We start from the raw sequence: 22,449 nt of genomic DNA on the forward strand, positions 1-22,449 counted from the left end.
CGGTCGGTGCTGCTGTCGGTGGTACGGGGAAGTCGCCGGGCATCGGAGTGTGCGGGAACGGTGTGGCCGAGGGGACCGCCGTTGCGACCGGGCCCTGAACCGGTCCGGCGCCCCCGTCGAGGCGCGTGCTGCGCACGGCGTCCACCTCTGCCACCACCGCACCTCCGATGCCGGGAGAGGGCCGCGCTGCCGTCGAAGGCGCTGCCCTCGTTGCTGATCCTGTCGTTGCGGTGGCCGTCGGGGCATGGGGGACCGGCCCCCATCTTTGTGACGGGGCGCCCGCACGATCCTCCGCACCCCCTACTTTCGGAGGGGGCGGGACCCCGACTTGTGGCCAGGGGCCGGCTCTAGGGGCGGGCGAGCAGCAGCTGGGTGGCCACCGCCGGCCGGCCGTTCATGGTGAGCACCGGGAGTTCGCGCTCCTCGACCGTTTCGAACGCCGTGAACAGCCCGTCCAACCGCTCCCGGGTGTGGTGGCGGCAGACCGCGCCGTCGCTCGTCCTGAACACCCCGAAGCGGCCGTAGCCGGCCTCGGACCGGCGGTAGCGCTCCTGGTTGCGCTCGTCCGGCTGGAGCAGGTAGTCGCTGACCAGCAGCAGGCCGCCGGGGCGCAGCACCCGGTGCAGTTCGGCGACCAGCGCCTCCTGCGCCGCGTCGTCCGGGACGCAGGTGAGCACGGCGAACAGGAAGGCCGCGTCGTAGGCGCCGTCCGGGCGCTCGAGCCGCGGCGGGTCGGTCAGGACCGAGAAGCGGGCGGCGGGCTGCTCGGCGCGGGCGCGGGCGACGAGTTCGGGCGCCACGTCCACGCCCTCGACGTCGCTGAAGCCCAGCGCGGCGAGCTCGCCCGCGAGCCGCCCGTAGCCGCAGCCGTAGTCGAGCAGGACGGCGTCCCGGTCGAGGCGGGCCGTCCAGTCCGGGTGCGGGGGATGGCCGAAGGTCTTGGTGGTTCCGGTCGAGTTCCAGTACGCGGACTGGTCGTCAGGGGCCGTCATGGGCCGATGATGCCACGGGTGAACGGGTGTGGTGCGCCCGGGGTGCGGCGGGCGGCGGCGGGGCCGGTGGGCGCGGGCCGATGGGGCCGTTCGGCCCTTGTGAGCGGGGTGCCGGGGAGGGATGGTGATCGCCGCGCCGCAGTGCGGGGCCGCCGGGGGCGGGTCGGCGCGGCAGGACCAGAGTGTGGCGGAACGGGAAGAGGCCTGAGGTGGGCGAGTTGGTCACGGTGCGGTTGTGCGAGGGGATTTCGCGGGGCTTCGCGGCCGATGCGAGGGCCCGGATCGCGGCCGTGGTGGGCGGGGCGGACGCCCTGGTGGAGTCGCTGCGGGTGCGGGTCGGGACGATCGGCGCGGCGGCCTCCCCGGGCGGGGCGGACCCGGCGGGCGTGCTGACCCAGGTCAACGCCGAGGTGGACGGCCGGCGGATCCGCGTCCAGGAGGCCGCCGCCGACCTCGGCGAGGCGCTGGACCGGATCACCGAAGGGCTTCGCGTCCGGATGGCCGCCGTCGCCTCGGGCTGGACGCCCAGGCCGTGGCCGCGCCGGATCCGCTCACGGATGCCGCTGACCGCCGCCGCGTCCGCGGCCCCGGCCACCGTGGCCGCCGCGCGCGCCGTCGCTCTCCCGCACGCCGTCGGCCCGGTCGCCGGCGCCACGCGCGCCGCGCTCCCGCACCCGGTCGGGCCGCAGCCCATCGTCCGGCGCAAGCAGGCCCAGCTGGTGTGGTGCTCGCCGGACGCCGCCGCCCGCACCATGGACGCGATGGACTACGACATCCACCTGTTCACCGACCCGGCCACCGAGACCGACGCGGTGGTCTACCGGGTCGGTCCGACCGGCTACCGGCTGGCCCGGACGGTGGCCGCCGGACCGCCCAGTCACCCGGCCGTGCCGCTGACCCTCAGTCCGTGCGGCGCACCGGAGCTGACGGAGGACCAGGCCGTCGAGCGGCTGACCGCCGCCGAACTGCCCTACCTGTTCTTCGCCCATCCCGGTTCGGGACGCGGCCGGGTGCTCTACCGGCGCTTCGACGGCGGCCTCGGCCTGATCGCGGCCGCCTCGTGAGCGAGGACTTCCGCCGCCGGCTGCGCGAGCGGCGCCGCTCCGCCGTGCCGCGGCAGCCGGCCCGCCGCGCCGGTTCGGTGGTGCGGCCCCGACCGCCCGCCGAGGCGCCGCCGCGCGAACTGGTGCCGCTCGAACGGGCCGAGGCCCTGCGGCTGCTGGGCGGCGCGCCGTTCGGCCGGATCGTGTTCACGGTCCGCGCGCTGCCCGCGATCCGCCCGGTCAACCACCTGCTGGTCGACGACACCATCGTGATCCGCACGCACGACGGCGCCGCGCTGACCGCCGCCGCGGCGGGCAGCGAGGACACCGGTGTGGTGGTCGCCTACGAGGCGGACGCGATCGACCCGGTGACCCGGCTCGGCTGGAGCGTGGTGGTCACCGGCTTCGCCCGGCCGGTCACCGACCCCGCCCGACTGGCACGCTACCGCGCCCTGTTGAGCCCCTGGGTGAACGCCTCGATGGACCACACGGTGGCCATCCAGCCCGACCTGGTGGCGGGCTACCGGCTCATCGCGGGCACCGCCGCCGCCTCGTAGAGCCCGCTCGCGGACAACTGGACACCTGAGCCCCGGGCCCGCGATCCGCCCCGACGCGGGCCCCTACCGGGGGTCCCGGTCCCCGCACGCCCCCCTTCCCGGACGGGGCGTGCGGTCCACCGGGACCCCGGCGCGGAGGAACGGCTCCGCGCCCGTCCGGCGCGGCCGGGAGAACGTCAACTCTCCCGGCCGCGCCGGCCTTTCGTCGTACCCCGGGACGGGCCCGCGGTGCCGGACGGCCGGGCGGACAGTGGTCCCGCCCGGAGGCCCTGATCAGAGGCCCACCGGCCCCGGGCCGCTGGGTCCAACGGCCCTAGGGCGCACGGGTGGCGCGTTCCGATCATGGATCGCCATCCATCCGCAGAAGTTTCGAAGGAGTGCGTCCTTGAGCGCCATCGAGGCACAGGGCGACAGCGCGCTGCCGCCGTCCGCCGCCCGACCGGGACAGGCACGGGTCAAACGACCCGGGTCGTCCGTGGTCCGGCTGCTGACGACCACAGACCACAAGACGATCGGCACCATGTACCTGGTGTCGTCGTTCGGGTTCTTCCTGATCGGGGGCATCCTCGCCCTGGTCATGCGCGCCGAACTCGCCCGGCCGGGGACGCAGATCCTCTCCAACGAGCAGTTCAACCAGGCGTTCACCATGCACGGTTCGGTGATGCTGCTGCTCTTCGCGATGCCCCTGTTCACCGGCTTCGCCAACTGGATCATGCCGCTGCAGATCGGCGCCCCGGACGTCGCCTTCCCGCGCCTGAACATGCTGGCCTACTGGCTGTTCATGTTCGGCTCGCTGATCGCCGCCGCCGGCTTCGCGACCCCGCAGGGCGCCGCCGACTTCGGCTGGTTCCTCTACGCGCCGCTGTCCGACGCGATCCACTCGCCCGGCGTCGGCGCCGACATGTGGATCATGGGTGTGACGCTCTCCGGCTTCGGCTCCATCCTCGGCGCGGTCAACTTCATCACCACGATCATCTGCATGCGGGCCCCCGGCCTCACCATGTTCCGGATGTCCATCTTCTGCTGGAACGTGCTGCTCACCTCGGTCCTGGTGCTGCTGGTCTTCCCGGTGCTGGCCGCCGCGCTGCTGGCCCTGGAGTGCGACCGCAAGTTCGGCTCGCACGTCTTCGACCCGGCCAACGGCGGGGCGATGCTCTGGCAACACCTGTTCTGGTTCTTCGGCCATCCCGAGGTGTACATCCTGGCGCTACCGTTCTTCGGCATCGTCTCCGAGGTCATCCCGGTGTTCAGCCGCAAGCCGATGTTCGGCTACGGCGGCCTGATCGCGGCGACCGTGGCCATCGCCGGCCTCTCGGTGACGGTGTGGGCGCACCACATGTACGTCACCGGACAAGTGCTGCTGCCGTTCTTCTCCTTCATGACCTTCCTGATCGCGGTGCCCACCGGCGTGAAGTTCTTCAACTGGGTCGGCACCATGTGGAAGGGCTCACTGAGCTTCGAGACACCGATGCTGTGGACGGTCGGCTTCCTGGTCACCTTCCTCTTCGGCGGCCTGACCGGCGTGCTGCTGGCCGCCCCGCCGCTGGACTTCCACGTCTCCGACTCGTACTTCGTGGTCGCGCACTTCCACTACACGCTGTTCGGCACCGTGGTGTACGCGATGTTCGCCGGCTTCCACTTCTGGTGGCCCAAGATGACCGGCAAGATGCTCGACGAGCGGCTCGGCCGGATCTGCTTCTGGACGCTCACCATCGGCTTCCACACCACCTTCCTGGTGCAGCACTGGCTCGGCGCCGAGGGCATGCCCCGCCGCTACGCCGACTACCTAGCCTCCGACGGCTTCACCACGCTCAACACGGTGTCCACCATCGGCTCCTTCCTGCTGGGCCTGTCGATCCTGCCGTTCCTCTACAACGTGTGGAAGACCGCCAAGTACGGCGAGAAGGTCACCTCCGACGACCCGTGGGGCTGGGGCCGCTCCCTGGAGTGGGCCACCTCCTGCCCGCCGCCGCGGCACAACTTCACCAAGCTGCCGCGGATCCGCACCGAGTCCCCGGCGTTCGACCTGCACCACCCGGAGATCGCCGCTCGCGACTACCTGGAGCACAGCGGCGAGCGCGCCAAGCACCTGGCCGGGGTCATCCCGGCCGAGTACGACGTGCCCAGGCCGCGCCGCGCCCGCGCGCTCGACGGCGGCGCCCCCTCCGGCCGGCCGGACGGCGACGGCTGACACCGCCGGCTGACCACCGCCGGCGGACCACCGCCGTGTGACGACCGTCGGCTGACGGCCGCCGGTCCCGGGCCCTGACGGCCCGGCCCCACCAACGCCGCTCCCGCCCGCGCGTCGCCCCGGGCGGGCGGGAGCGGCCCCCTCCGAACCGCCCGAGACCTGAGGAGTGCACGGCACCGTGTCCCACATCGTCCTGGCCATCGGCACCGCCGCGATCACCGCGTCCGGCTGCGTCTGGTACCTGCCCGCCATCGCCGACCTCCAGGCCGGCGAGGACCGCCCCCGCTCGGCCCGCACCGCCGCGGCCGCCTGCGTGACCTGGTGGGCCTGCCTGGCCCTGGCCGGCGGTCTGCTGCTGGCCGTCCCCGCCTGGCAGCCCGCCGCCCAGATCGCGCTGGCCGGCCTGGTCGCCGGCGTCCTGCTGCGGATCCGCGCCCACCTCCAGAGCCGGACCGAACAGCGCGAGGACACCGTGCGCTGGGCCCTGCTCGACCCGAACCCCGCGCCCCTTCCGGTGCGCCCCTCGCCGCGGGCCCTGCTCGGCTGGCTGCTCGTCGGCCTGGCCGTCGCCTCGCTCGGCGCCGCCTCCATCCTGCTCTCCGGCGGCGGCCCGCTCGCCCCGCGCCTGGCCGCCGCCGCGGGCAGCGCCGTCGCGGTCTCCACCGCCTTCCTGCTCATCGGTCTCGGCAACGCCCGTCGACACCGGATCTGACCGATCGTCACTGTTCTTCCGTGGAACCCTTGCTGAGCCGCGGCCGGTCCGGATATCAATCAGGCGACCCGGGGCACCGCCCCGGACCGTCGAGAGGAGCGTCCGATGACCGCCACCGCCACGCCGAGCGATGTGCTCCGGCAGTTCGTCCAGCTGATGGGCGAGGGCCCCGACGAGGCGGTGGCCGACCTGGTCACCGCCGACGCCGCCTTCGAACTGCCCTACCTGCTCCCCGGCGTGCCCCCGCAGCGGCCCGGCCGGGAGGCCTTCGTGGAACACCTGCGGCGAGGCGCGGCGATGCAGCGCTTCGACGCGGTGGACCGGGTCAGCGTGCACGGCACCAGCGACCCCGAACTCGCCGTCGCCGAGTACCGGCTGCACGGCGAGGTGCTGGCCACAGGCAAGCGCTTCACCCTCGACATGGTGGTGTTCGCGCGGGTCCGCGGCGGACTGATCACCTGGTCGCGCACCTACTCCAACCCGCTGGACAGCGCGGTCGCCTTCGGCGCCGTCGAGCGGGTGCTCTCCTCCCTCACCGGGAACGCGGAGGCGCGGCAGCCTCCGGCGTGACCCGGATGTGGCCGGAATGGGGCCGTTCGACCCTGGGCGCGGCGCCGTTGGTACGGCATGATGCGGTGGACCCGGTGTGTGGTGTGCCGGGCGAGGAGAAGGTGGAGCCACGACATGGCGAGCGAGACGACCGGGACCGAGACGCCGGCACCGGTCCGGGTGTTCCTGCTGGACGACCACGAGGTGGTGCGCCGCGGCGTGCACGACCTGCTGGACGGCGAGCCCGACCTGGAGGTGGTCGGCGAGGCCGGCACCGCCGAGCAGGCGCTGGTGCGCATCCCCGCGCTGCGCCCGGACGTCGCCGTCCTGGACGTGCGCCTCGGTGACGGCGACGGCGTGGCCGTCTGCCGCGAACTGCGCTCCCGGATGCCGGACCTGGCCTGCCTGATGCTCACCTCCTTCGACGACGAGGAGGCGCTGCTGGACGCCGTGATGGCGGGCGCCGCCGGCTACGTGCTCAAGCAGATCAGCGGCACCGACCTGATCGCCGCCGTGCGCACCGTCGCCTCCGGGCGTTCGATGCTCGACCCCGGCGCCGCGACCCGCCTGCTCAACCGGCTGCGCAGCGAGGCCGAGCCGGCGCAGCCGACCGGCGGCGGCCCGGAGCTGACCGCGCGGGAGCAGGAGGTGCTCGCGCTGATCGGCGAGGGGCTGACCAACCGGCAGATCGGCGAGCGGCTCTTCCTCGCCGAGAAGACGGTCAAGAACCACGTCTCCCGGCTGCTCGCCAAGCTCGGCGTCGAGCGGCGGGTGCAGGCGGCGCTGATCGCCACCGAGCTGCGCCAGTCGGCCGCCGCCGACCGCTCGGCCCACCAGCCGCGCGTGCTCGGCCACGGCCCGCGCGGCTGACGCCGCAGGCCCCCGTACCCGGCCCCGGTCGCCCGCCCGCGGTGACCGGGGCCGTCGGCCGTCCGGGCCCGGACGGCCCCCTTCCCGTCGGCTCCCGATCCGGTCGTGCGTCGGCTCGGCCGTGCGTCGGCTCGGCCGGGCGCCGGGCCTCGGGGCGTTCACCGGGCCTCGGGACGTTCGCCGGGGTCCGCCATGGGCCGGGCGGGACTCTCGGCGGGACCATCGGCCCTCGTCCCGTCCCGGCCCCAGGGGCGACCATCGCTGGTATGAACGCCGATCCTGAAGCCGCGTCCGTGCAGGTCGAGCCACGGGTCCGGCCGCAGCACCGCCACACGCGGGAACTCGACGAGACCCGGGCGCTGGAGCTGCTGGGCCGCACCGGGGTGGGCCGCGTGGTCTACACCGTGGGCGCCCTGCCCGCCGTCCTCCCCATCCGCTTCCGGCTGGACGCGCTCGGTGGCGTCCTGCTCTCCACGGCGGCCGAATCCGAACTGGCGCGGGCCGTGGCCGGCGCGGTGATCGCCTTCGAGGCCGACGAGGTCGACGACACCGACGGCACCGGCTGGTGCGTCACCGTCCTCGGCCACGCCGAACTGCGCCACCCGCCCCAGACGCCCGGCAGCCGGGTGGAGATCCGGATAGCCCCCGAACTGGTCGTCGGACGCCACCTGGCACCCGACTCCTGCTGAGCCGCCCTTCGCGGCAGCCGGGCGCACGACGGCCCGGCTGCCGCGAAGGTCACACGCCGAGCGGGGCCTGCCAGACCAGCCGGGTGCCGCCGCCGTCGGCCGCGAGCAGCTCGAAGCTCCCGCCCGCCCGGTCGGCGCGTTCGGCGAGGTTGCGCAGGCCGCTGCGGCGCCCGCCGGAGGGCACACCCACGCCGTCGTCGGTCACGGTGAGCGTCACGTTCCCGCCGGCCGCGCGCAGCGCCACCTCGACGCGGCTCGCCTTGGCGTGCCGCGCCGCGTTGCTGAGCGCCTCGCCGAGCACCGCCATCACGTGCTCGGCCAGTTCCTGCGGTACGTCGGTGTCCAGCAGACCCTCCATGCTGAGCCGCGGCGCGAAGCCGAGGGTGGCCTGCGCCTCGCCGACGACCCTGGTCGCGCGGGCCCGCAGCCCCCGGTCCGGCTCGCTGTGCGCGCGCAGGCCGAAGATGGTCGAGCGGATGATCTTGATGGTCTCGTCCAGGTCGGCGACCGCCCGGCTCACCCGGTCGGCCGCGCTCTGGCTCTCGATCAGCCGGCCCGCGCTCTGCAGCGTCATACCGGTCGCGAACAGCCGCTGGATGGCCAGATCGTGCAGATCGCGGGCGATCCGGTCGCGGTCCTCCAGGAGGGTCAGCTGCTCGGCGTCCCGCCGCCGCTCGGCCAGCTCCAGGGCGAGCGCGGCCTGGTCGGCGAAGCCGAGCAGCGGGCCCGTCTCCTCGGCCGTGAACGGCGGGCGTCCGACCTCCCGGGCCAGCAGCAGCACACCGCGCCCGAACCCCTCGCCGGTGGCCAGCGGCACCGCCACGGCCGGTCCCAGCCCCGTGAACCGCCCGGGCGGCCCGGCCGGGAACCGCTCGTCGCCCTCCAGCTCGTCACTGGTCACCGGCGAGCCCGAGGCGTACGCGGCACCGGAGAGCGTGCCGTCCACCGGCACCGTCACCCCGAGGCGGCCCTCCGGCCGGCCGCCGAGCGCCACCTCCACGGTCAGCTCGGCGGCCCGCTCGCCCGGATCGGACAGCACCACGGACACGTCGGCCAGCTCGGCGCCGGCGATCTCCCGCGCCCGGCGCGCGATCAGCTCCACGACCTCCAGTCGCGGCGCGCCCGACAGCAGGCTGCGGGTGATCTCGGCGCTCGCCCGCAGCCACCGGTGCTGGCGCTGCGCCTCCTCGTACAGCCGGGCGTTGTCGATCGCGACCCCGGCGGCGACCGCCAGCGTCGAGATGACCGCCTCGTCGTCCGCGTCGAAGTCCAGGCCGCCGCGCTTGTCGGTCAGGTAGAGGTTGCCGAACACCTCGCCGCGCACCCGCACCGGCACCCCGAGGAAGGTGTGCATCGGGGGGTGGTTCGGCGGGAAGCCCACCGAGGCCGGGTGCTCGGAGAGCACCGGGCAGCGCAGCGGCTGCGGGTCGCGGATCAGCTCGCCGAGGATGCCCTGTCCGGTCGGCGGCGGGCCGATCGCGTCGATCTCCTCCTGGCTGAGCCCGACGGTCAGGAACTGCGACAGCGAGTAGCCGTCCGCGCCGATCACGCCGAGCGCCGCGTAGCGGGCGTCGACCAGGTCGGCGGCGGCCTCGACGATGCGGTGCAGGGCCTGGGAGAGGTCCAGCTCGCGGCCGACCGCCAGCACCGCCTCCAGCAGGCTGTGCACCCGGTCACGGGTGCCGCGCGCCGCGTCGATCCGCCACTGGAGCTCCTCCAGCAGCTCGTCCAGGCGCAGCTGCGGCAGCCGCGGCCCACCGGGGGCGGCGTTCACGACCCGGGCGCGCGGGGCGGCGGCCGGGACCGTCGTGCTCGGTGCCGTCGTGCTCGGTGCCGTCGCGGACGGTGCCGTCGCGGACGGGGCCGGCGCGGCCGGTGCCGCTCCGGTGTGGGCCGGGCAGCCGGGCGGCGGGGTGCCGTCCGCCTGTCCGCGCTGGTCTCCGTCGGTGTCCGCCCGCGTGTTCTCCGCGCCGCCCACCGGCGTCCTCCTTGTGTTTCCGTGCTGCTGGTCCGGCCCGAGCTCGGTCGTCCGACCGGTCGGATTGTCGGATTCACGTTAGTGCCGCGGGCATGTGCGCGGAACGCCGGGGTCGGTCATGAACGCGCCGGACGGGGTGCAATCGGCCACTCGCGCGCCTTTCGCGCGCCGGATGCGCCGCCCCCGCGGACGATTCGACTCGACGGTTCGCGGGACCTACGGCCCTCACCCGAGGGGCCCTGCGGCCTCTGGCCGCCCGACCGCCGTGGGACCAGGGTGGTGTCAGGGGGCCGACGGCGCGTCAGCGCGGACCGGCCGCCCCCACCGGCAGCCACCGAGGCCCGCCCCGTACCGGCGGACCCGCAGCGGAAGGAAACCTCCCATGACGCCCGCAGTCCTGGCCGGAGTCGACGGATCGCCCGAGAGCACCGCCGCCGCCCACTGGGCCGCCGAGGAGGCACTGCGGCGCGGGGCCCCGCTGCGGCTGCTGCACGCCTGGCCGTGGCTCACCGACGGCCGCGCCGCCTACGCCGACCCCGAGGAGCTGCCGGTCGCCGCCCAGCGGATGCTGGCCGCCGCCGCCGAGGACGTCCGGACCCGGTACCCCGACCTGACCGTCCGGACCGACGTCGTGCTGGACGCCGCCGTGGACGGCATGGTCGCCGCCGCCGAGGACGCCGGCCTGCTGGTGCTCGGCTCGCGCGGCCTGGGCGGCTTCACCGGGCTGCTGGTCGGCTCGGTGAGCATGGCGGTCGCCGGGCGCGCGGCCGTGCCCGTGGTGGTCGTCCGGCCGACGGAAGCGGACGCCGGGCCGGCGGACGAGCCGGAGGTTCCGGAGGTGCTGGTCGGCGTCGACGCCACCGCGCCCGACGACGCGGTGCTCGACTTCGCCTTCCAGGAGGCCGCCCTGCGCGGAGCCCGGGTCCGCGCCGTCCACGGCTGGGACCTGCCGCCCGCCTTCGCGGTCGTCGGCTTCCTGCCGTCCGGTGTGGAGATGGCCCAGCTCCAGGCGGCGGAGGAGAAGTCGCTGGCCGCCGCCCTCGCCGCCCACCGCGAGCGCCACCCGGCGACCGAGGTCGTCGAGCGGGTCCGCCTCGGCGCCGCCCGCACCCTGGTCGAGGACTCCGCCGGCGCCGCCCTGGTCGTGGTCGGCCGCCGGCGCCGCCCGCGCGACCTCGGCCCCCGCCTGGGCCGCGTCGCCCACGCCGTCCTCCACCACGCCCAGGCCCCGGTGGCGGTCGTCCCGCACGACTGACCGGGTCTTGCCGCGTCCGGGGTGCGGTGACGCCTCCCGGCGCGGCGGTGTCACCCGCGTGGCCCTTCACGACGCTCACGCCCCGGTGGTGGTTGTCCCGCACGGCTGACGGGGTCTCGCCGGGCCGGGCGTTCGGTAGCGCCTCCCGGCGCGGCCGCACTGCGCGCGCCGTCCTTCACCACGCCCGGGCCCCGGTGGCGGTCGCTCCGCACGGCTGAGTGGATCACGCCGTGCCGTGGGTGCGGTTGTGTCTCCCGGCGCGGTGGTGTCGGTCGTCGCCGCACGGCCGGGCCGCGCCGCGTCGGGCGTGCGGGTGCTGATGTTGCCCCGAGCCCCTGGCGCGGCCCTGTGCCGCTGTCAGGCCGGCCCTCGTGCCACATGGGGGGGTGCGGGTGGTGGTGCTGCCGGGGGCGGATCGTCCGCCGCGATGCCCGGGGCCTTGCGCCCGTCCGTCCCCGGTTGCGGCCCGGCCGGTTGGCGGGTGGCTGGAATTCGCCGTACCCGGGGCGTGCTCGTGATGATCCTGTGCGCGCGCTGGTGCGGCTTCGCCGGGTGGGCCGGCCGTTTGCGTGGTTCGACTTCCCACCGAGGACGGCTGCGCCGCGCGGCCGAGGTGCCGCACGACACGGGCCGGGGGCGGCCGGGGCGGCCTGCCGCGGGCGCCGACGGCCGGCCGCGGGCAGCGCGGCGGGGCGGGACCGATCGCCCGTGGCATCCGGGTCGTTGGACCCTGTCGCCGGCCGCAGGCCCGGCGCACCCTCGGGAGTACCAGGAGTACCGGGAGTCGCGGCCGTGCCGGGCGGGGTGACCGGTGCCGGGCGTCGAGGCAAGGAGAGGATCACCATGTCCCAGTCAGCCCTCACACCGGCCGACCTGCGGCTGCTCGCCGCCGCCGGCGGTGCGGCGCCCTCGCTGCACAACAGCCAGCCCTGGCGGTTCCGCCCGACCCCGGACGGGGGCGGGCTGGAGGTACTGGCCGACCCGGAGCGGTCCGTGCCGCTGGCGGACGCCAACGGTGCCGCGCTGCACATCGCGGCGGGCGCCGCCCTGTTCAACCTCCGGGTCGCGGCCGCCAGGTTGGGGCGGGAGGGTTCCGTCCGGCTGCTCCCCGACCCGGCCGACCCGCACCTGCTCGCCGTCCTCGACCTCGCGAGCCCCGCCGCCGCGCCCCTGGCCCCGGGGCCCGGTCCGTTCGGACGGGACCTCTACCCGGCGATCGCCGAGCGCCATTCCAGCCGCCTGCCGTTCACCAACCGGGACGTCCCCGAGGCGGTCGCCGCGGAGCTGATCGAGGCCGCGCGGGACGAGGGCGTGGCGCTCGCGGTGCTGGAGGAGGAGGGCGTGCGCCGGGTGATGGAGGTGACCGCCGAGGCCGAGGACCGGATCGCCCACGACCCCGCCCGGCAGGTCGAGACCCGCTCCTGGCTGCGGCCGGACGACGGCGAGGCCTCGGACGGTCTGCCGTACGCCGTACTCGGCCCGCAGGACCACGACGCCCGGGTGCCGATGCGCGAGTTCGCCGGGCGCCCGCCGCTCCACGAGGGCCCGCCGCAGCAGTCCCAACGCTTCGAGGCGCTGCCCCAGCTGTGCACGCTCGCGACCACCGGCGACGGCCCGGCCGACTGGCTGCGCACCGGTCAGGCGCTGGAGCGGGTCTGGCTGCTGGCGACCGTGCACGGGCTGCGGCTGACGGTGCTGCACCAGGCGGTCGAGTGGCCCGATCTGCGCTGGCGCCTGCGTGACCCCGCCGAGGGGCCCGGTCACGTCCAGCTGGTGCTGCGGGTGGGCTACGGCCCGCCCGGTGCCGCCACTCCGCGCCGGCCGCCGGCGGACGTCCTGGACCTGTCGGCGCCCTTCGGCCCGGCCGGACCCTGAGGAGCCGGGAAGAGCACGACGCGGGTGACGCTCCGTGACCCTGCGGAGCCCGTACGCTACCCGGGGACCGTTCGGGTGGCGGGCTCCGCCCGGGGCGGTGATGGTGAGTCCTTGGGGGCCCACCGCACGCCCCGGGCAGCCGGGGCGGTACCGCACGGGAGAGACCGCAGATGCCTGATGTGACCGCTGAGCACTACCAGCCCGGTACGCCGTGCTGGGTCGATCTGATGGCCCCTGACCAGCAGGCCGCCATCGACTTCTACAAGGACCTGTTCGGCTGGCAGGGCGAGATCGGCCCGCCCGAGACCGGCGGGTACGCGATGTGCACCCTGAACGGCAAGGCGGTGGCTGGGATCATGGCGGCCCAGCCGATGAAGGAGGGGGACCCGACCCCGCCCACGGTGTGGACCACCTACCTGGCCAGTGCCGGCGCGGACGCCACCCAGGCCGCGATCACGGCGGCCGGGGGCACGGTGATGTTCCCGGTGATGGACGTGCTGACCGTCGGCCGGATGCTGGTGGCGGCGGACCCGACCGGCGGCGTCTTCGGAGTCTGGCAGCCGGTCGACTTCTACGGCGCCCAGGTGGTCAACGAGCCCGGCGCGCTGACCTGGAACGAGCTGCACACCTCGGACATCCCGGAGGCCGCTCGCTTCTACCAGCAGGCCCTGGGCGTCGGCTCCGCCCCGATGGAGGGCACGGACAACTACTACGTGCTCAGCGTCGCCGATCGCCCGGTCGGCGGCATGACCACCCTGGAGGGCGCTCCGCCCGGGGTGCCCTCGCACTGGCTCACCTACTTCGCGGTGGACGACACCGACAGCACGGTGGACGCGCTGGTGAAGGCGCACGGCACCGTGCTCGTTCCGCCGTTCGACCACGCCGCGGGCCGGATCGCCATCGTCCAGGACCCGCAGGGCGCCGTCTTCGCGGTGATCAAGGCCGCTGGGTAGCCCGTCCGGCGGCCCGTTGAGGGCCGGCGCCGATCGCGTCCGGCCACGGCCACGGCAACGACGGCGGCGACAGCGTGCTCCGGGGCGGGGCGCCGGTCGAGCAGTGACCGGCGCCCCGCCCGGGCCGCCGGCCCGGCGGGCGGCTCAGCGGCTGCCGCGTCGCCCGCCGGGCGGCAGGACCTCCGCCTTGACCCGCAGTTGCGGGCTGTTGCGGAAGCTGAGGGTGAACTCCACCCACTGCCCGACCTTCAGCGGGGGTGGGTTGGTGATCATCAGATCGGCGTCCTCCGGGGACATCGCCAGCTCTCCGCGCTCCGGCACCGGCAGGGTCGCGGCCGGCGCCCAGCGGCCCGAGGCGCCCTGGTGCAGATGCCGCTTCAGCGTCACCTTGCCGCCGAACTCCCAGCTCGCCGCGGTGAGTTCGTCGGGTATGTCGCCGGGGTTGCGGACCGTGAAGAAGGCGGCGGTGGCCGGTGCCCCGCCCGCCGAGGGCAGCAGCAGCCAGCCCGGCTCCACCTCGACCGGGCGGGCCGTGCCGGCCCCGCCGATCGCCGTCCAGCCCGAGAGCAGCGCGAGCGCCACCACGGCGGCCGCCACCGGGGGCCCGACCACCCGCAGCCGCTCGGCCGTCCCCGACCGCCCCGCTGCCCGCAGCCGCTCCGACGTCCGCAGCCGCCCCGGCGTCCGCCCGCTCACCACGCCGCACCCGCCGAACGCCGCGCCCGGGCCGGCCGCCGCGCCGTGCCCGCCGGGCCGCCGCCGGGACCGCCGTCACCCGCCCCGCCGCCGCGCCCGTCCGTGGCACCCCGCCCGGGCCGCCACGTCCGCAGCCGCAGGCTGTTGCCCACCACCAGCAGTGAACTCAGCGACATCGCCACCGCCGCCAGCATCGGGTTCAGCAGCCCCACCGCCGCCAGCGGGATCAGCACCACGTTGTACCCGAACGCCCAGAGCAGGTTGACCCGGATCGTGGCCAGGGTGCGCCGGGCCAGCCGGACCGCGTCCACCACCGCCTCGATGTCCCCGCGCACCAGCGTCAGCCCGGCCGCGCCGATCGCCGCGTCACTGCCCGAGGCGAGCGCCACCCCGAGGTCCGCCGAGGCCAGCGCGACGGCGTCGTTGACACCGTCGCCGACCACCGCCGTGGTCCGCCCGGCGGCCCGCAGCTCCGCGACCACCTCGGCCTTGCGCTCTGGCGAGGCCGAGGCGTGCACCCGCTCGATGCCCAGCTCCGCCGCCACCGCCCGCGCCGCGCCGGGGCCGTCCCCGGTCAGCAGCACCGGCTCCAGGCCCATGCCGCGCAGCCGGTGCAGCGCGCGCCAGCTGCCCGAGCGCAGCGTGTCGCCGACGGCCAGGACGGCCGCCGGCCGCCCGTCCAGCTCGACCAGCACGGGCGTGCGGCCCGCCGCCGAGGCGTCCGCCAGTGCCCGCTCCAGCTCCTCCGGCAGCGGCCCGTCGGCGTCGTCCGGCCGGACCACCCGCACCTGGTGGCCCTCGACCTCGCCGGACACCCCGACTCCGGCGGTGGCCGCGAAACCGGCCACCGCCGGGAGGGGCTCGGAGCCGCACCGGGCCCGGGCCGCCCCCACGACGGCTCGCCCGATCGGGTGCTCCGACCGGTGCTCGACGGCTCCCGCGAGCCGCAGCACCCGGTCCTCGTCGACCCCGGCGCCGACGGCCACGGCCACCGCCGCCAGCTCCATCCGGCCGGTGGTCAGCGTGCCGGTCTTGTCCAGCACCACGGTGTCGACCCGGCGCAGGCTCTCCAGCACCTCCGGGCCGCGCACCAGCACGCCCAGCTCGGCGCCGCGCCCGGTCGCCGCCAGCAGCGCGGTCGGAGTGGCCAGGCCCAGCGCGCACGGGCAGGCCACCACCAGCACGGCGACCGCGGCCGTCACCGCCGCCTGCGGGTCGGCGCCCGCGCCCAGCCAGAAGCCCAGCACGCAGACCGCCACCGTCAGCACACAGGGCACGAACACCCCGGCGACCGTGTCCGCGAGCCGCTGCGCCCGCGCCTTGCCGGCCTGGGCGTCCGCCACCAGGGCGGTGATCCGGGCCAGTTGGGTGTCCGCGCCGACGGCCGTCGCCCGCACCACCAGCGCGCCGCCGACGTTCACCGTGGCGCCCGCGACCTGGTCGCCCGGCCCGACCTCCACCGGCACCGACTCGCCGGTCAGCAGGCTCAGGTCCAGCGCCGAGCCGCCCTCCACGACCACCCCGTCGGTGGCCACCCGCTCGCCCGGCCGGACCACGAACTCCTGCCCGGGCAGCAGCCGTTCGATCGGCAGCAGCCGCTCCTCGCCGCTGCGCGGATCCCGGACGCAGACCTCCTTCGCGCCCAGCTCGGCCAGCGCCCGCAGCGCCGAACCGCTGCGCCGCCGCACCCGGCCCTCCAGCAGCCGCCCGGCGAGCACGAACAGCGGGACCCCGACGGCCGCCTCCAGGTAGACGTGCGCGGTGCCGCCGCCGTCCGCGGTCAGCGAGAACGGCATCCGCATGCCGATCTCGCCCGCCCCGCCGAACAGCAGCGCGTACGCGGACCAGCCGAACGAGGCGACCACCCCGAGGCTCACCAGGGTGTCCATGGTCGCCGCGGCGTGCCGCAGGCCCTGCCAGGCCCGGCGGTGGAACGGGGCGGAGCCCCAGCTCACCACCGGCAGCGCCAGCCCGAAGCAGACCCACTGCCAGGCCGGGAACTGCAGCGAGGGCACCATCGACAGCACCACGACCGGCACGGCCAGCAGGGCCGTCACCAGCAGCCGCCGGCGGTCCCCGGCGTCCTCCGCCTCCGGGCCGGACGGCGGCACCCCGTCGGGGGCCAACTCGGCGGTGTACCCGGCCCGTTCGACCGCCGCGACCAGTTCGTCCAGGCCCACCGCGGCCGGGTGCAGCACCCGCGCCCGCCCGGTGGCCAGGTTCACCCCGGCGCTCACGCCCTCGATCCGGGCCAGCCGCTTCTCCACCCGGCTGACACAGGCGGCGCAGGTCATCCCGCCGACCGCCAGATCGGTGCTCACGAGGGCGCCGGTGTCCCCGCTGCCCGCCCCGCTCCCTGCACTCTCCGTCACGGACGTCATCGGCCCGCCCCCATGTCGTGGCCCATCCCGGGCTTGGCGCCGCCTCCGCCGCCGGGCGTCAGCCCGGGCGTCACCGGCCCGGCCCCGCGCCCCACCGCGAAGGCCACCACGAACACCACCACCAGCAGCAGGGCGAACCCCGCCAGCACACTCAACGGCCGGCTACCCGGCGACGACATCCCACTCACCCCCCACCAGTCGTCCCGCCGACCCGTGGAGTTCCCGAACACCCCTGTATGACCCGAATCACATACCCCCACCCCGTGCCGTCGCGGACACGGCAAGGGCCGGGGCGGGCACGGTCTCCCGCACCCGCCCCGGCCCGTCGAGGACCTCCGCCTACCGGCTCACTGCGCCCGTCGGCTGGTCCGCTGGTCGAGGTGGACCAGGACACCCGAGTGGAAGCGCTCGACGGCGGCGTCCACACTGCGGATGAACCCGCTCTCGGCGTTGCCCCGGGTGCTGCCCATGCTCTTGGACAGCGAGAGCCGGAAGCCGGTGATCCGCGAGGAGTCCTTCGGCAGCAGGTCGCCCGGCTCGGGCCGCAGCTTCTCCAGGGTGCCGCGGGGACCGGCCGCCTCGCCGTCGGTGAGGGTCTCGACGTGCAGGTCGGCCGGGGCCTCGCCGAGCTGGCGGACCAGCCGCTTGACCCAGCTCAGCGGGTAGCCCTGCTCGGGGGCCGGGATCTCGGTCGAGGTCCGCAGCTTGCCGACCCGCAGGTCGGCCGCGATGGCGATGGTGCCGGCGGCACCGTCGACCCGGATCTCCGCGTTCAGCCGGCCGTCCTCGCGGAGCCGGTCGGCCAGCGCGGCCCGCCGCGCCCCGGCGTCCTCGCCGCGCCGGGCCCGCTGGACCGGCAGCACCTTGACGCCGAGTTCGCCGCCGAGCTGGAAGCAGACCTGGCGGATCAGCCGCTCCCAGCTCTCCACCACCTGGGTGGCGCGCTCGTCCCCGGTGGTGAGGGTCTCCTCGTCGATGGCCTTGCGGACCGGGACCCAGGCCGGGCCCATGTTCTGGAAGCCGTGGCAGCCCGAGTTCTCGTGCTGCAGGTAGTGCAGCAGCTCCTGGAGCAGCCAGGCGTGCGCGGGGTTGCCCACGCCCTCGTGCCGGATGAGCATCTTCGCCTGGTAGGCGACCTCGGCCCAGGAGAGGTGGCCGAGCAGCACCTTGTGCTTGCGCCGGCCGTCGATCTTGACCTGGACGAGCGGGCTCCCGTCGAGGGCCACGTCGTTGGAGACGGTGATGACGGCCTCGTAGCCGCGCCGGGCGGCGATGTCCATGTAGTCCTGGACCTGCTCGGTCTTCAGCGGGTTGCCGTTGGTCTTGCTCTCGACGAGCGCAGTCCAGAGCCGCCCGGCGCGCTCGACGCGGATCACGCCGTCGGGCCGCTTCGGCGTCTCCCCGTGCGGGAGCGAGACCTCGGTGAAGGTCTCGGTGCGGCCGGCGGGCGCGCCGAACGCGGCGGTGAGGCGACGGCCGAACTCCGGCACCTGGGCCATCACGGAGAGCAGGACGGAGGTGGCGCGGACCTCGCGCTCGCGGTCGCTCTTCAGCGAGGTGGCCGGGAAGAGGCGGGCGGTGCGCCAGGTGTCGTTCTCGGCGAGCGAGGGCTTGGCGGCCTTGGGGAGGGTGACCTTCTTCTTGGCCGTGCGCAGGCGCTTGGGGGCGGGGGCGTCCTCGGCGGCCGGGGCGGGCGCGGTGTCGGGCGCGGGGGCCGGGGTGTCCAGCGGCGGCTTGGTCATCGGGGCGGCCCGGTCCTCCTCGGCCCGGCTGTCGTCGCTCCCGTTCCCGGCGGCCTCGTTCCCGGCGGCCGCGGTCCCGACGGCTTCCGCCTCCGCGGCCTCCGCCTCGACGTCCTCGGTGCCGATGCCCTCGTTGTCGACGTCCTCGTTGTCGACGTCCTCGGTTTCGTCGTCCTCGATCTCGATGCCGAAGTCGGTGGCCAGCCCGGCGAGTCCGGTGTCGTAGCCCTGGCCGACGGCGCGGAACTTCCACTCCTCGTTGCGGCGGTAGATCTCGCCGAAGACGAAGGCGCTCTCCGTGTCGGCGTCGGTGATGGAGAAGCCGAGCAGCCGCTCGCCGCCGAGGTCGGCCAGTTCGAGTCGGAGGTCGTCCAGTTGACCGAAGGGCGCGCGGTTGGGCCGGCTCGCGGCGATCACCAGACGCTCGATGTCGGCGGGGACGGCGGTGAGGTCCAGCTGGATGCGGTCCTCGGTACCGGTCTCGGTCGGGCTCTGGCCGAGCAGCTCGACGCTGCCGTCCTCGGCGGTGGGGCTGTTGTAGAAGAAGAAGTCGGCGTTGCCCCGGACCTTGCCGTCGGCGGTCAGGAGGAGCACCGAGACGTCCGCGTCCCCGTCGCCCCCGGGGCTGCTCCACCCCAGGATCACCGTGACGGCGTCGGTGCTCTCGCTCAGCGTCGCGAGTCCGACGTTGGCGCCCTTGACCATTTCCTGCACGAATGTCCCCCAGAGGAACGGGCCGTGCCGTCGGCGCCGGCGCAGCCGCGATGTGTGGTGACCTGATGGTGTGATCGGATTGCGATGAGATTGTACGCAGGCAATCGGACCGTTCCGGCCTCGGGGTACGGCGCTGCCCCGGCGTCGGGGAGCTGACGCCGGGGCAGCGGAGGGGTGGAACCGGGGGAGGTGCTACGGCAGCGGGACGCGGACGACCTGCGGGTCGTGGTCGCTCAGCTGGGTGGCGAACTCGCTGTTGAGGTGGACGATGTCGTAGCTGTACGCCTTCGCCGCGAGGGCGGGCGAGATCAGGATGTGGTCCAGCACCTGGGAGTTGCCCTCGTAGACGTAGGTGTAGCGCTCGGCGAGGGGGAGGGTGCGGGGGAGGTCGACCAGCGAGCCGCCCGCGGTGAGCAGGTCGGCGGTCTGGGAGAACTCGAAGTCGTTGAGGTCGCCGAGGACGATGACCGCGGCGTTCGGGTCGACGGCGAGGATCTGGTCGGTGAAGGACTTCACCACGGTGGCCTGCGCGTGCCGCTGGGTCTCGGAGGGGCGGGACGGCTGCTGGTAGCGGCCGAAGAGGGGCTGGTCGCCGCCCTTGGAGTTGAAGTGGTTGGCGATCACGAAGACCGGGCGGCCGTTCCAGCGGAACTCGCCCGCGAGCGGCTTGCGGCTGGAGTTGAACGCCGAGTTGGTCGGGTCGATCCGGCCGGGGGAGTAGGCGAGGGCGGGCGTACCGGCGTTGTTGACGACCGAGTCGGCCGTGGTGGAGCCGGCGCCGGGGCGGTCGGTGAAGCTCAGGCCGCGATCGGTGCGGTAGAGGAAGACCTGGCGGATGTTGCCGCCGGGCTGGCCGCCGTCCTGGTCGTTCACCGGGTTGATCTGACGGTACGAGTAGGCCGGGCCGCCGGCCGCGCTGATCGCGGCGACCAGCTTGGCCACGGTCTGGTCGGCGGCGACCACGCCGTCGTCGGTCGCGCCGGAGTTGTCCTGGATCTCCTCCAGGGCGACCAGGTCGGGCGAGCGGAGGTTGTTGACGACGGCCGCGGCGAGGCCGTCGAACTTGCTCTGCGGGTCGCTCGGGGCGAGGTTCTCGACGTTGAAGGTCGCCGTGGCGAGCTCGCCGGCGGCCGGGGCGGCGGTGGTCTCGGCCGTCAGGCCGCCGGAGGCGACCGTCGGGGTCGCGGTGACCAGCAGCTTGAAGTTGCCGAAGGAGTAGTCGAGCACGCCGACGGTGGCGCCGGAGAGGGTGTCGCCCACGTTGGCGGCCGGCGTCGGGGCGAGCACGTCGTCCAGCAGCACCCGCTCGGGGTTGCCGTCGGTGGCCTGCAGCAGGATGCCGCCGCGGTTGGTGCGGGTGGTCGAGCCCTGCGGGACGACCGGGATCTCGCCGAAGGAGCTGGTCGGGCCGACCACGGCGGCGTTGTTCAGCTGGACCCGCATGCCCTCCAGGGACTCCCAGAAGTCCAGGCCGTCGGTGGCCGGCTGGAAGCCGCCGGCGGTCTCGACGTCGCCCGTGGTGACGCTGGAGATCACCGAGGCGGGCGGGATCCGGCCGCCCGCGCCGACCACGGTGGCGGCCGGCAGCGCGACGTTGTGCGCGAGCACGCTGGTGGTGGGCGCGGTGAGCTCGGTGACGGTGAGGTTGGTGGTGCCGCCGGTGCCGCCCGGGCGGAACTCGCTCACCGTGCCGCCGACCTTGACCGAGTCGCCGACGGCCACGCCGGGCGCGCCCGCGGTGTAGACGTAGACCGCCTCGCTGGTGGCCGGGTCGGCGTCGGGCTGCGGGTCCTGGAACCAGTAGCCGCTCGGGCCGACCGCCGTGACGACACCGGGGACGGCGCTGACCGCCTGGCCGGCCAGCGGGGAGGTGCGGGCGGCGCCCTGGATGTCGTGGATGCGGGTGCCGCCGCCCGTCCCGCCGCCGGTGGAGGAGGAGTTGCGCGGGGTGGGCGCGGTGACGGCGAAGTCGGCCGCGTTGTTGTCGGTGTCGGTGGCGCCTCCGCCCACCCGCAGCGCGGCGGTGGCGTTGGCGAGGTTGCCGGTCGGCGAGCCCTCGGCCGAGCTCGCGGTCGTGCCGTAGCCGACGAAGTCCCTCACCCCAGCCTGGGTGGCGCAGCCGGTGGAACAGGTCAGCGCGGTGGCGTTGGTGACCAGCGCGACCTTGCCGGCGTTGGCGCCCATGGCGATCGTCCCGGTGGCGTCGGGCGCCGGCAGCGCGGCCCCGGTCCCGGCGCCGGCCGCCTCCTGCACCAGGTAGTACTTGCCGGGGGCTATGGTGCCCGACAGCGTGGTCTTCGCCCAGGACGAGCCGGCGGCCGAGGCGTACTGGACGGTCCAGCCGGTGACCGAGACCGGCGCGGTGCCGCGGTTGTACAGCTCGATGAAGTCATTGGCGTACGGGGCACCGGAGTTGCCGCCGCCGCCGTACACCTGGCTGATCACGATGTCCGGCGACACCGCGTTCGCGGTGCCGGCCGGCAGGGCCATGAGTGCTCCCACGACGGCGGCGGCCGATGCCACCGCCAGTGCACGGAGCCGGACTCGATCGGTTCGCCGCATGGGGCGTCCTCCTGACGCGCGAACGGATGTTGGTGGGGCGCTGTGTGTTGTAGCAGCGTCACCGTTGCCATACCGCGCGCTCTGGCGGACGGCCAGGCGTACAACGGAAGAACGTTTTGACTGACATGTACCGGACGGGGCGGGTGTGGTGAGTGTGCCCGGAGCGACGGGTGCGAACGGCGCCCGCGGCCGTCACGGGTCGGCGGATCGGCCTTCGGTGGCCGGCGGATCGGCTCTCGGTGGGTCAGCCCTCGGCGGGCCCGTCGTCGGTGAGGGTGAGCCGGACGCCGACCGTGCCGCGCTCGCCGCGCCGCAGCCGGCTGCCGAGCAGGGTGACAACACCGACCAGGCCGTACTTCTGCCGCAGCAGCGTCCGGTAGGCGGCGGTGCGCTCGGGCCCGAGGATCTCGGCGGAGGCCGGGACGGACTCGCCGGTCGGATTGCCGCGCACGTCGCAGGGGCCGACCAGGACGTCCGGGCGGTTGCGGATCCGCTTGACCTTCCAGGAGTCGGCGACGGTCCAGATGCCGAGCGCCTCGCCGTCGCGCACCACCCACACCGGCGTCGGTACGGCGGTGCCGTCCTTCTTGAAGGTGGTGACCAGCAGATAGCTCCCGGCGGAGAGGCTGACGAGGCGTTCGAGCCGCTTCTGCCGGTGCGGGTCGGGGTGGGGGGTGGCGGCGCTCATGC

18 protein-coding genes are annotated in these 22,449 nt (G+C 75.1%); 10 read left to right on the plus strand and 8 right to left on the minus strand.

Annotated elements, in window-relative coordinates; all coding sequences use genetic code 11:
- Nucleotides 1-347: 347 nt before the first annotated feature.
- A complete protein-coding gene (locus ACFVVU_RS01120) occupies nucleotides 348-992 on the minus strand; it encodes a class I SAM-dependent methyltransferase (RefSeq protein WP_387787446.1) in 645 nt (214 codons plus the stop codon).
- Nucleotides 993-1,201: 209 nt separating this feature from the next.
- Between ACFVVU_RS01120 and ACFVVU_RS01125 the strand changes: the two genes are divergently transcribed.
- The 7 genes from ACFVVU_RS01125 to ACFVVU_RS01155 all read left to right on the plus strand — a co-directional run bounded on the left by ACFVVU_RS01125 (nucleotide 1,202) and on the right by ACFVVU_RS01155 (nucleotide 7,603).
- Nucleotides 1,202-2,056 (plus strand): sigma 54 modulation/S30EA ribosomal C-terminal domain-containing protein, encoded by an 855-nt coding sequence (locus ACFVVU_RS01125; protein ID WP_387787449.1) that lies wholly within the window; start codon nucleotides 1,202-1,204, stop codon nucleotides 2,054-2,056.
- Between the two features lie 44 nt (nucleotides 2,057-2,100).
- Nucleotides 2,101-2,592, plus strand: coding sequence for a pyridoxamine 5'-phosphate oxidase family protein (locus ACFVVU_RS01130; protein WP_380684619.1), 492 nt, complete (start codon nucleotides 2,101-2,103; stop codon nucleotides 2,590-2,592).
- A 385-nt stretch (nucleotides 2,593-2,977) separates the two neighbouring features.
- The gene (gene ctaD / locus ACFVVU_RS01135) at nucleotides 2,978-4,783 is read left to right on the plus strand and encodes a cytochrome c oxidase subunit I (protein ID WP_387787451.1); all 1,806 of its coding nucleotides are present in this window, start codon (nucleotides 2,978-2,980) and stop codon (nucleotides 4,781-4,783) included.
- A gap of 178 nt (nucleotides 4,784-4,961) precedes the next feature.
- The gene (locus tag ACFVVU_RS01140; RefSeq protein ID WP_355371756.1) at nucleotides 4,962-5,495 is read left to right on the plus strand and encodes a hypothetical protein; all 534 of its coding nucleotides are present in this window, start codon (nucleotides 4,962-4,964) and stop codon (nucleotides 5,493-5,495) included.
- Between the two features lie 105 nt (nucleotides 5,496-5,600).
- Nucleotides 5,601-6,065, plus strand: a complete 465-nt coding sequence (locus tag ACFVVU_RS01145; RefSeq protein WP_387787456.1) for a nuclear transport factor 2 family protein — start codon at nucleotides 5,601-5,603, stop codon at nucleotides 6,063-6,065.
- 114 nt (nucleotides 6,066-6,179) lie between these two features.
- Entirely contained in the window at nucleotides 6,180-6,914 is a 735-nt protein-coding gene (locus ACFVVU_RS01150; RefSeq protein ID WP_380714824.1) for a response regulator, read from the plus strand.
- 266 nt (nucleotides 6,915-7,180) lie between these two features.
- Nucleotides 7,181-7,603, plus strand: a complete 423-nt coding sequence (locus ACFVVU_RS01155; RefSeq protein ID WP_380714822.1) for a pyridoxamine 5'-phosphate oxidase family protein — start codon at nucleotides 7,181-7,183, stop codon at nucleotides 7,601-7,603.
- Between the two features lie 49 nt (nucleotides 7,604-7,652).
- On the opposite strand, the gene ACFVVU_RS01160 is transcribed toward ACFVVU_RS01155, so the two are convergent.
- Entirely contained in the window at nucleotides 7,653-9,377 is a 1,725-nt protein-coding gene (locus ACFVVU_RS01160; protein ID WP_380687865.1) for a GAF domain-containing protein, read from the minus strand.
- A gap of 586 nt (nucleotides 9,378-9,963) precedes the next feature.
- Between ACFVVU_RS01160 and ACFVVU_RS01165 the strand changes: the two genes are divergently transcribed.
- The 3 genes from ACFVVU_RS01165 to ACFVVU_RS01175 all read left to right on the plus strand — a co-directional run bounded on the left by ACFVVU_RS01165 (nucleotide 9,964) and on the right by ACFVVU_RS01175 (nucleotide 13,664).
- A complete protein-coding gene (locus ACFVVU_RS01165) occupies nucleotides 9,964-10,836 on the plus strand; it encodes a universal stress protein (RefSeq protein ID WP_387787459.1) in 873 nt (290 codons plus the stop codon).
- 843 nt (nucleotides 10,837-11,679) lie between these two features.
- Nucleotides 11,680-12,711, plus strand: a complete 1,032-nt coding sequence (locus ACFVVU_RS01170) for an Acg family FMN-binding oxidoreductase (protein WP_387787461.1) — start codon at nucleotides 11,680-11,682, stop codon at nucleotides 12,709-12,711.
- 170 nt (nucleotides 12,712-12,881) lie between these two features.
- Complete coding sequence (locus tag ACFVVU_RS01175) at nucleotides 12,882-13,664, plus strand: VOC family protein (protein WP_380687859.1); 783 nt, start codon at nucleotides 12,882-12,884, stop codon at nucleotides 13,662-13,664.
- 144 nt (nucleotides 13,665-13,808) lie between these two features.
- Here the strand turns inward: ACFVVU_RS01175 and ACFVVU_RS01180 are convergent, their stop codons facing one another.
- The 6 genes from ACFVVU_RS01180 to ACFVVU_RS01205 all read right to left on the minus strand — a co-directional run bounded on the left by ACFVVU_RS01180 (nucleotide 13,809) and on the right by ACFVVU_RS01205 (nucleotide 22,447).
- Nucleotides 13,809-14,360, minus strand: coding sequence for a copper chaperone PCu(A)C (locus ACFVVU_RS01180; RefSeq protein WP_387787464.1), 552 nt, complete (start codon nucleotides 14,358-14,360; stop codon nucleotides 13,809-13,811).
- Entirely contained in the window at nucleotides 14,357-16,741 is a 2,385-nt protein-coding gene (locus ACFVVU_RS01185; RefSeq protein ID WP_387787467.1) for a heavy metal translocating P-type ATPase, read from the minus strand. Before ACFVVU_RS01185 ends, ACFVVU_RS01180 begins: the two co-directional genes overlap by 4 nt.
- A complete protein-coding gene (locus ACFVVU_RS01190) occupies nucleotides 16,738-16,920 on the minus strand; it encodes a hypothetical protein (RefSeq protein WP_380683727.1) in 183 nt (60 codons plus the stop codon). Before ACFVVU_RS01190 ends, ACFVVU_RS01185 begins: the two co-directional genes overlap by 4 nt.
- 168 nt (nucleotides 16,921-17,088) lie before the next feature.
- Nucleotides 17,089-19,188 (minus strand): TerD family protein, encoded by a 2,100-nt coding sequence (locus tag ACFVVU_RS01195; protein WP_387787728.1) that lies wholly within the window; start codon nucleotides 19,186-19,188, stop codon nucleotides 17,089-17,091.
- Between the two features lie 201 nt (nucleotides 19,189-19,389).
- On the minus strand, nucleotides 19,390-21,687 hold the full coding sequence (locus ACFVVU_RS01200; RefSeq protein WP_387787470.1) for a lamin tail domain-containing protein: 2,298 nt from the start codon (nucleotides 21,685-21,687) through the stop codon (nucleotides 19,390-19,392).
- A gap of 316 nt (nucleotides 21,688-22,003) precedes the next feature.
- Nucleotides 22,004-22,447, minus strand: coding sequence for a PPOX class F420-dependent oxidoreductase (locus tag ACFVVU_RS01205; protein ID WP_380683729.1), 444 nt, complete (start codon nucleotides 22,445-22,447; stop codon nucleotides 22,004-22,006).
- Nucleotides 22,448-22,449 lie beyond the last annotated feature (2 nt).

This window comes from Kitasatospora sp. NPDC057965, assembly GCF_042887135.1.
Classification (GTDB): domain Bacteria; phylum Actinomycetota; class Actinomycetes; order Streptomycetales; family Streptomycetaceae; genus Kitasatospora.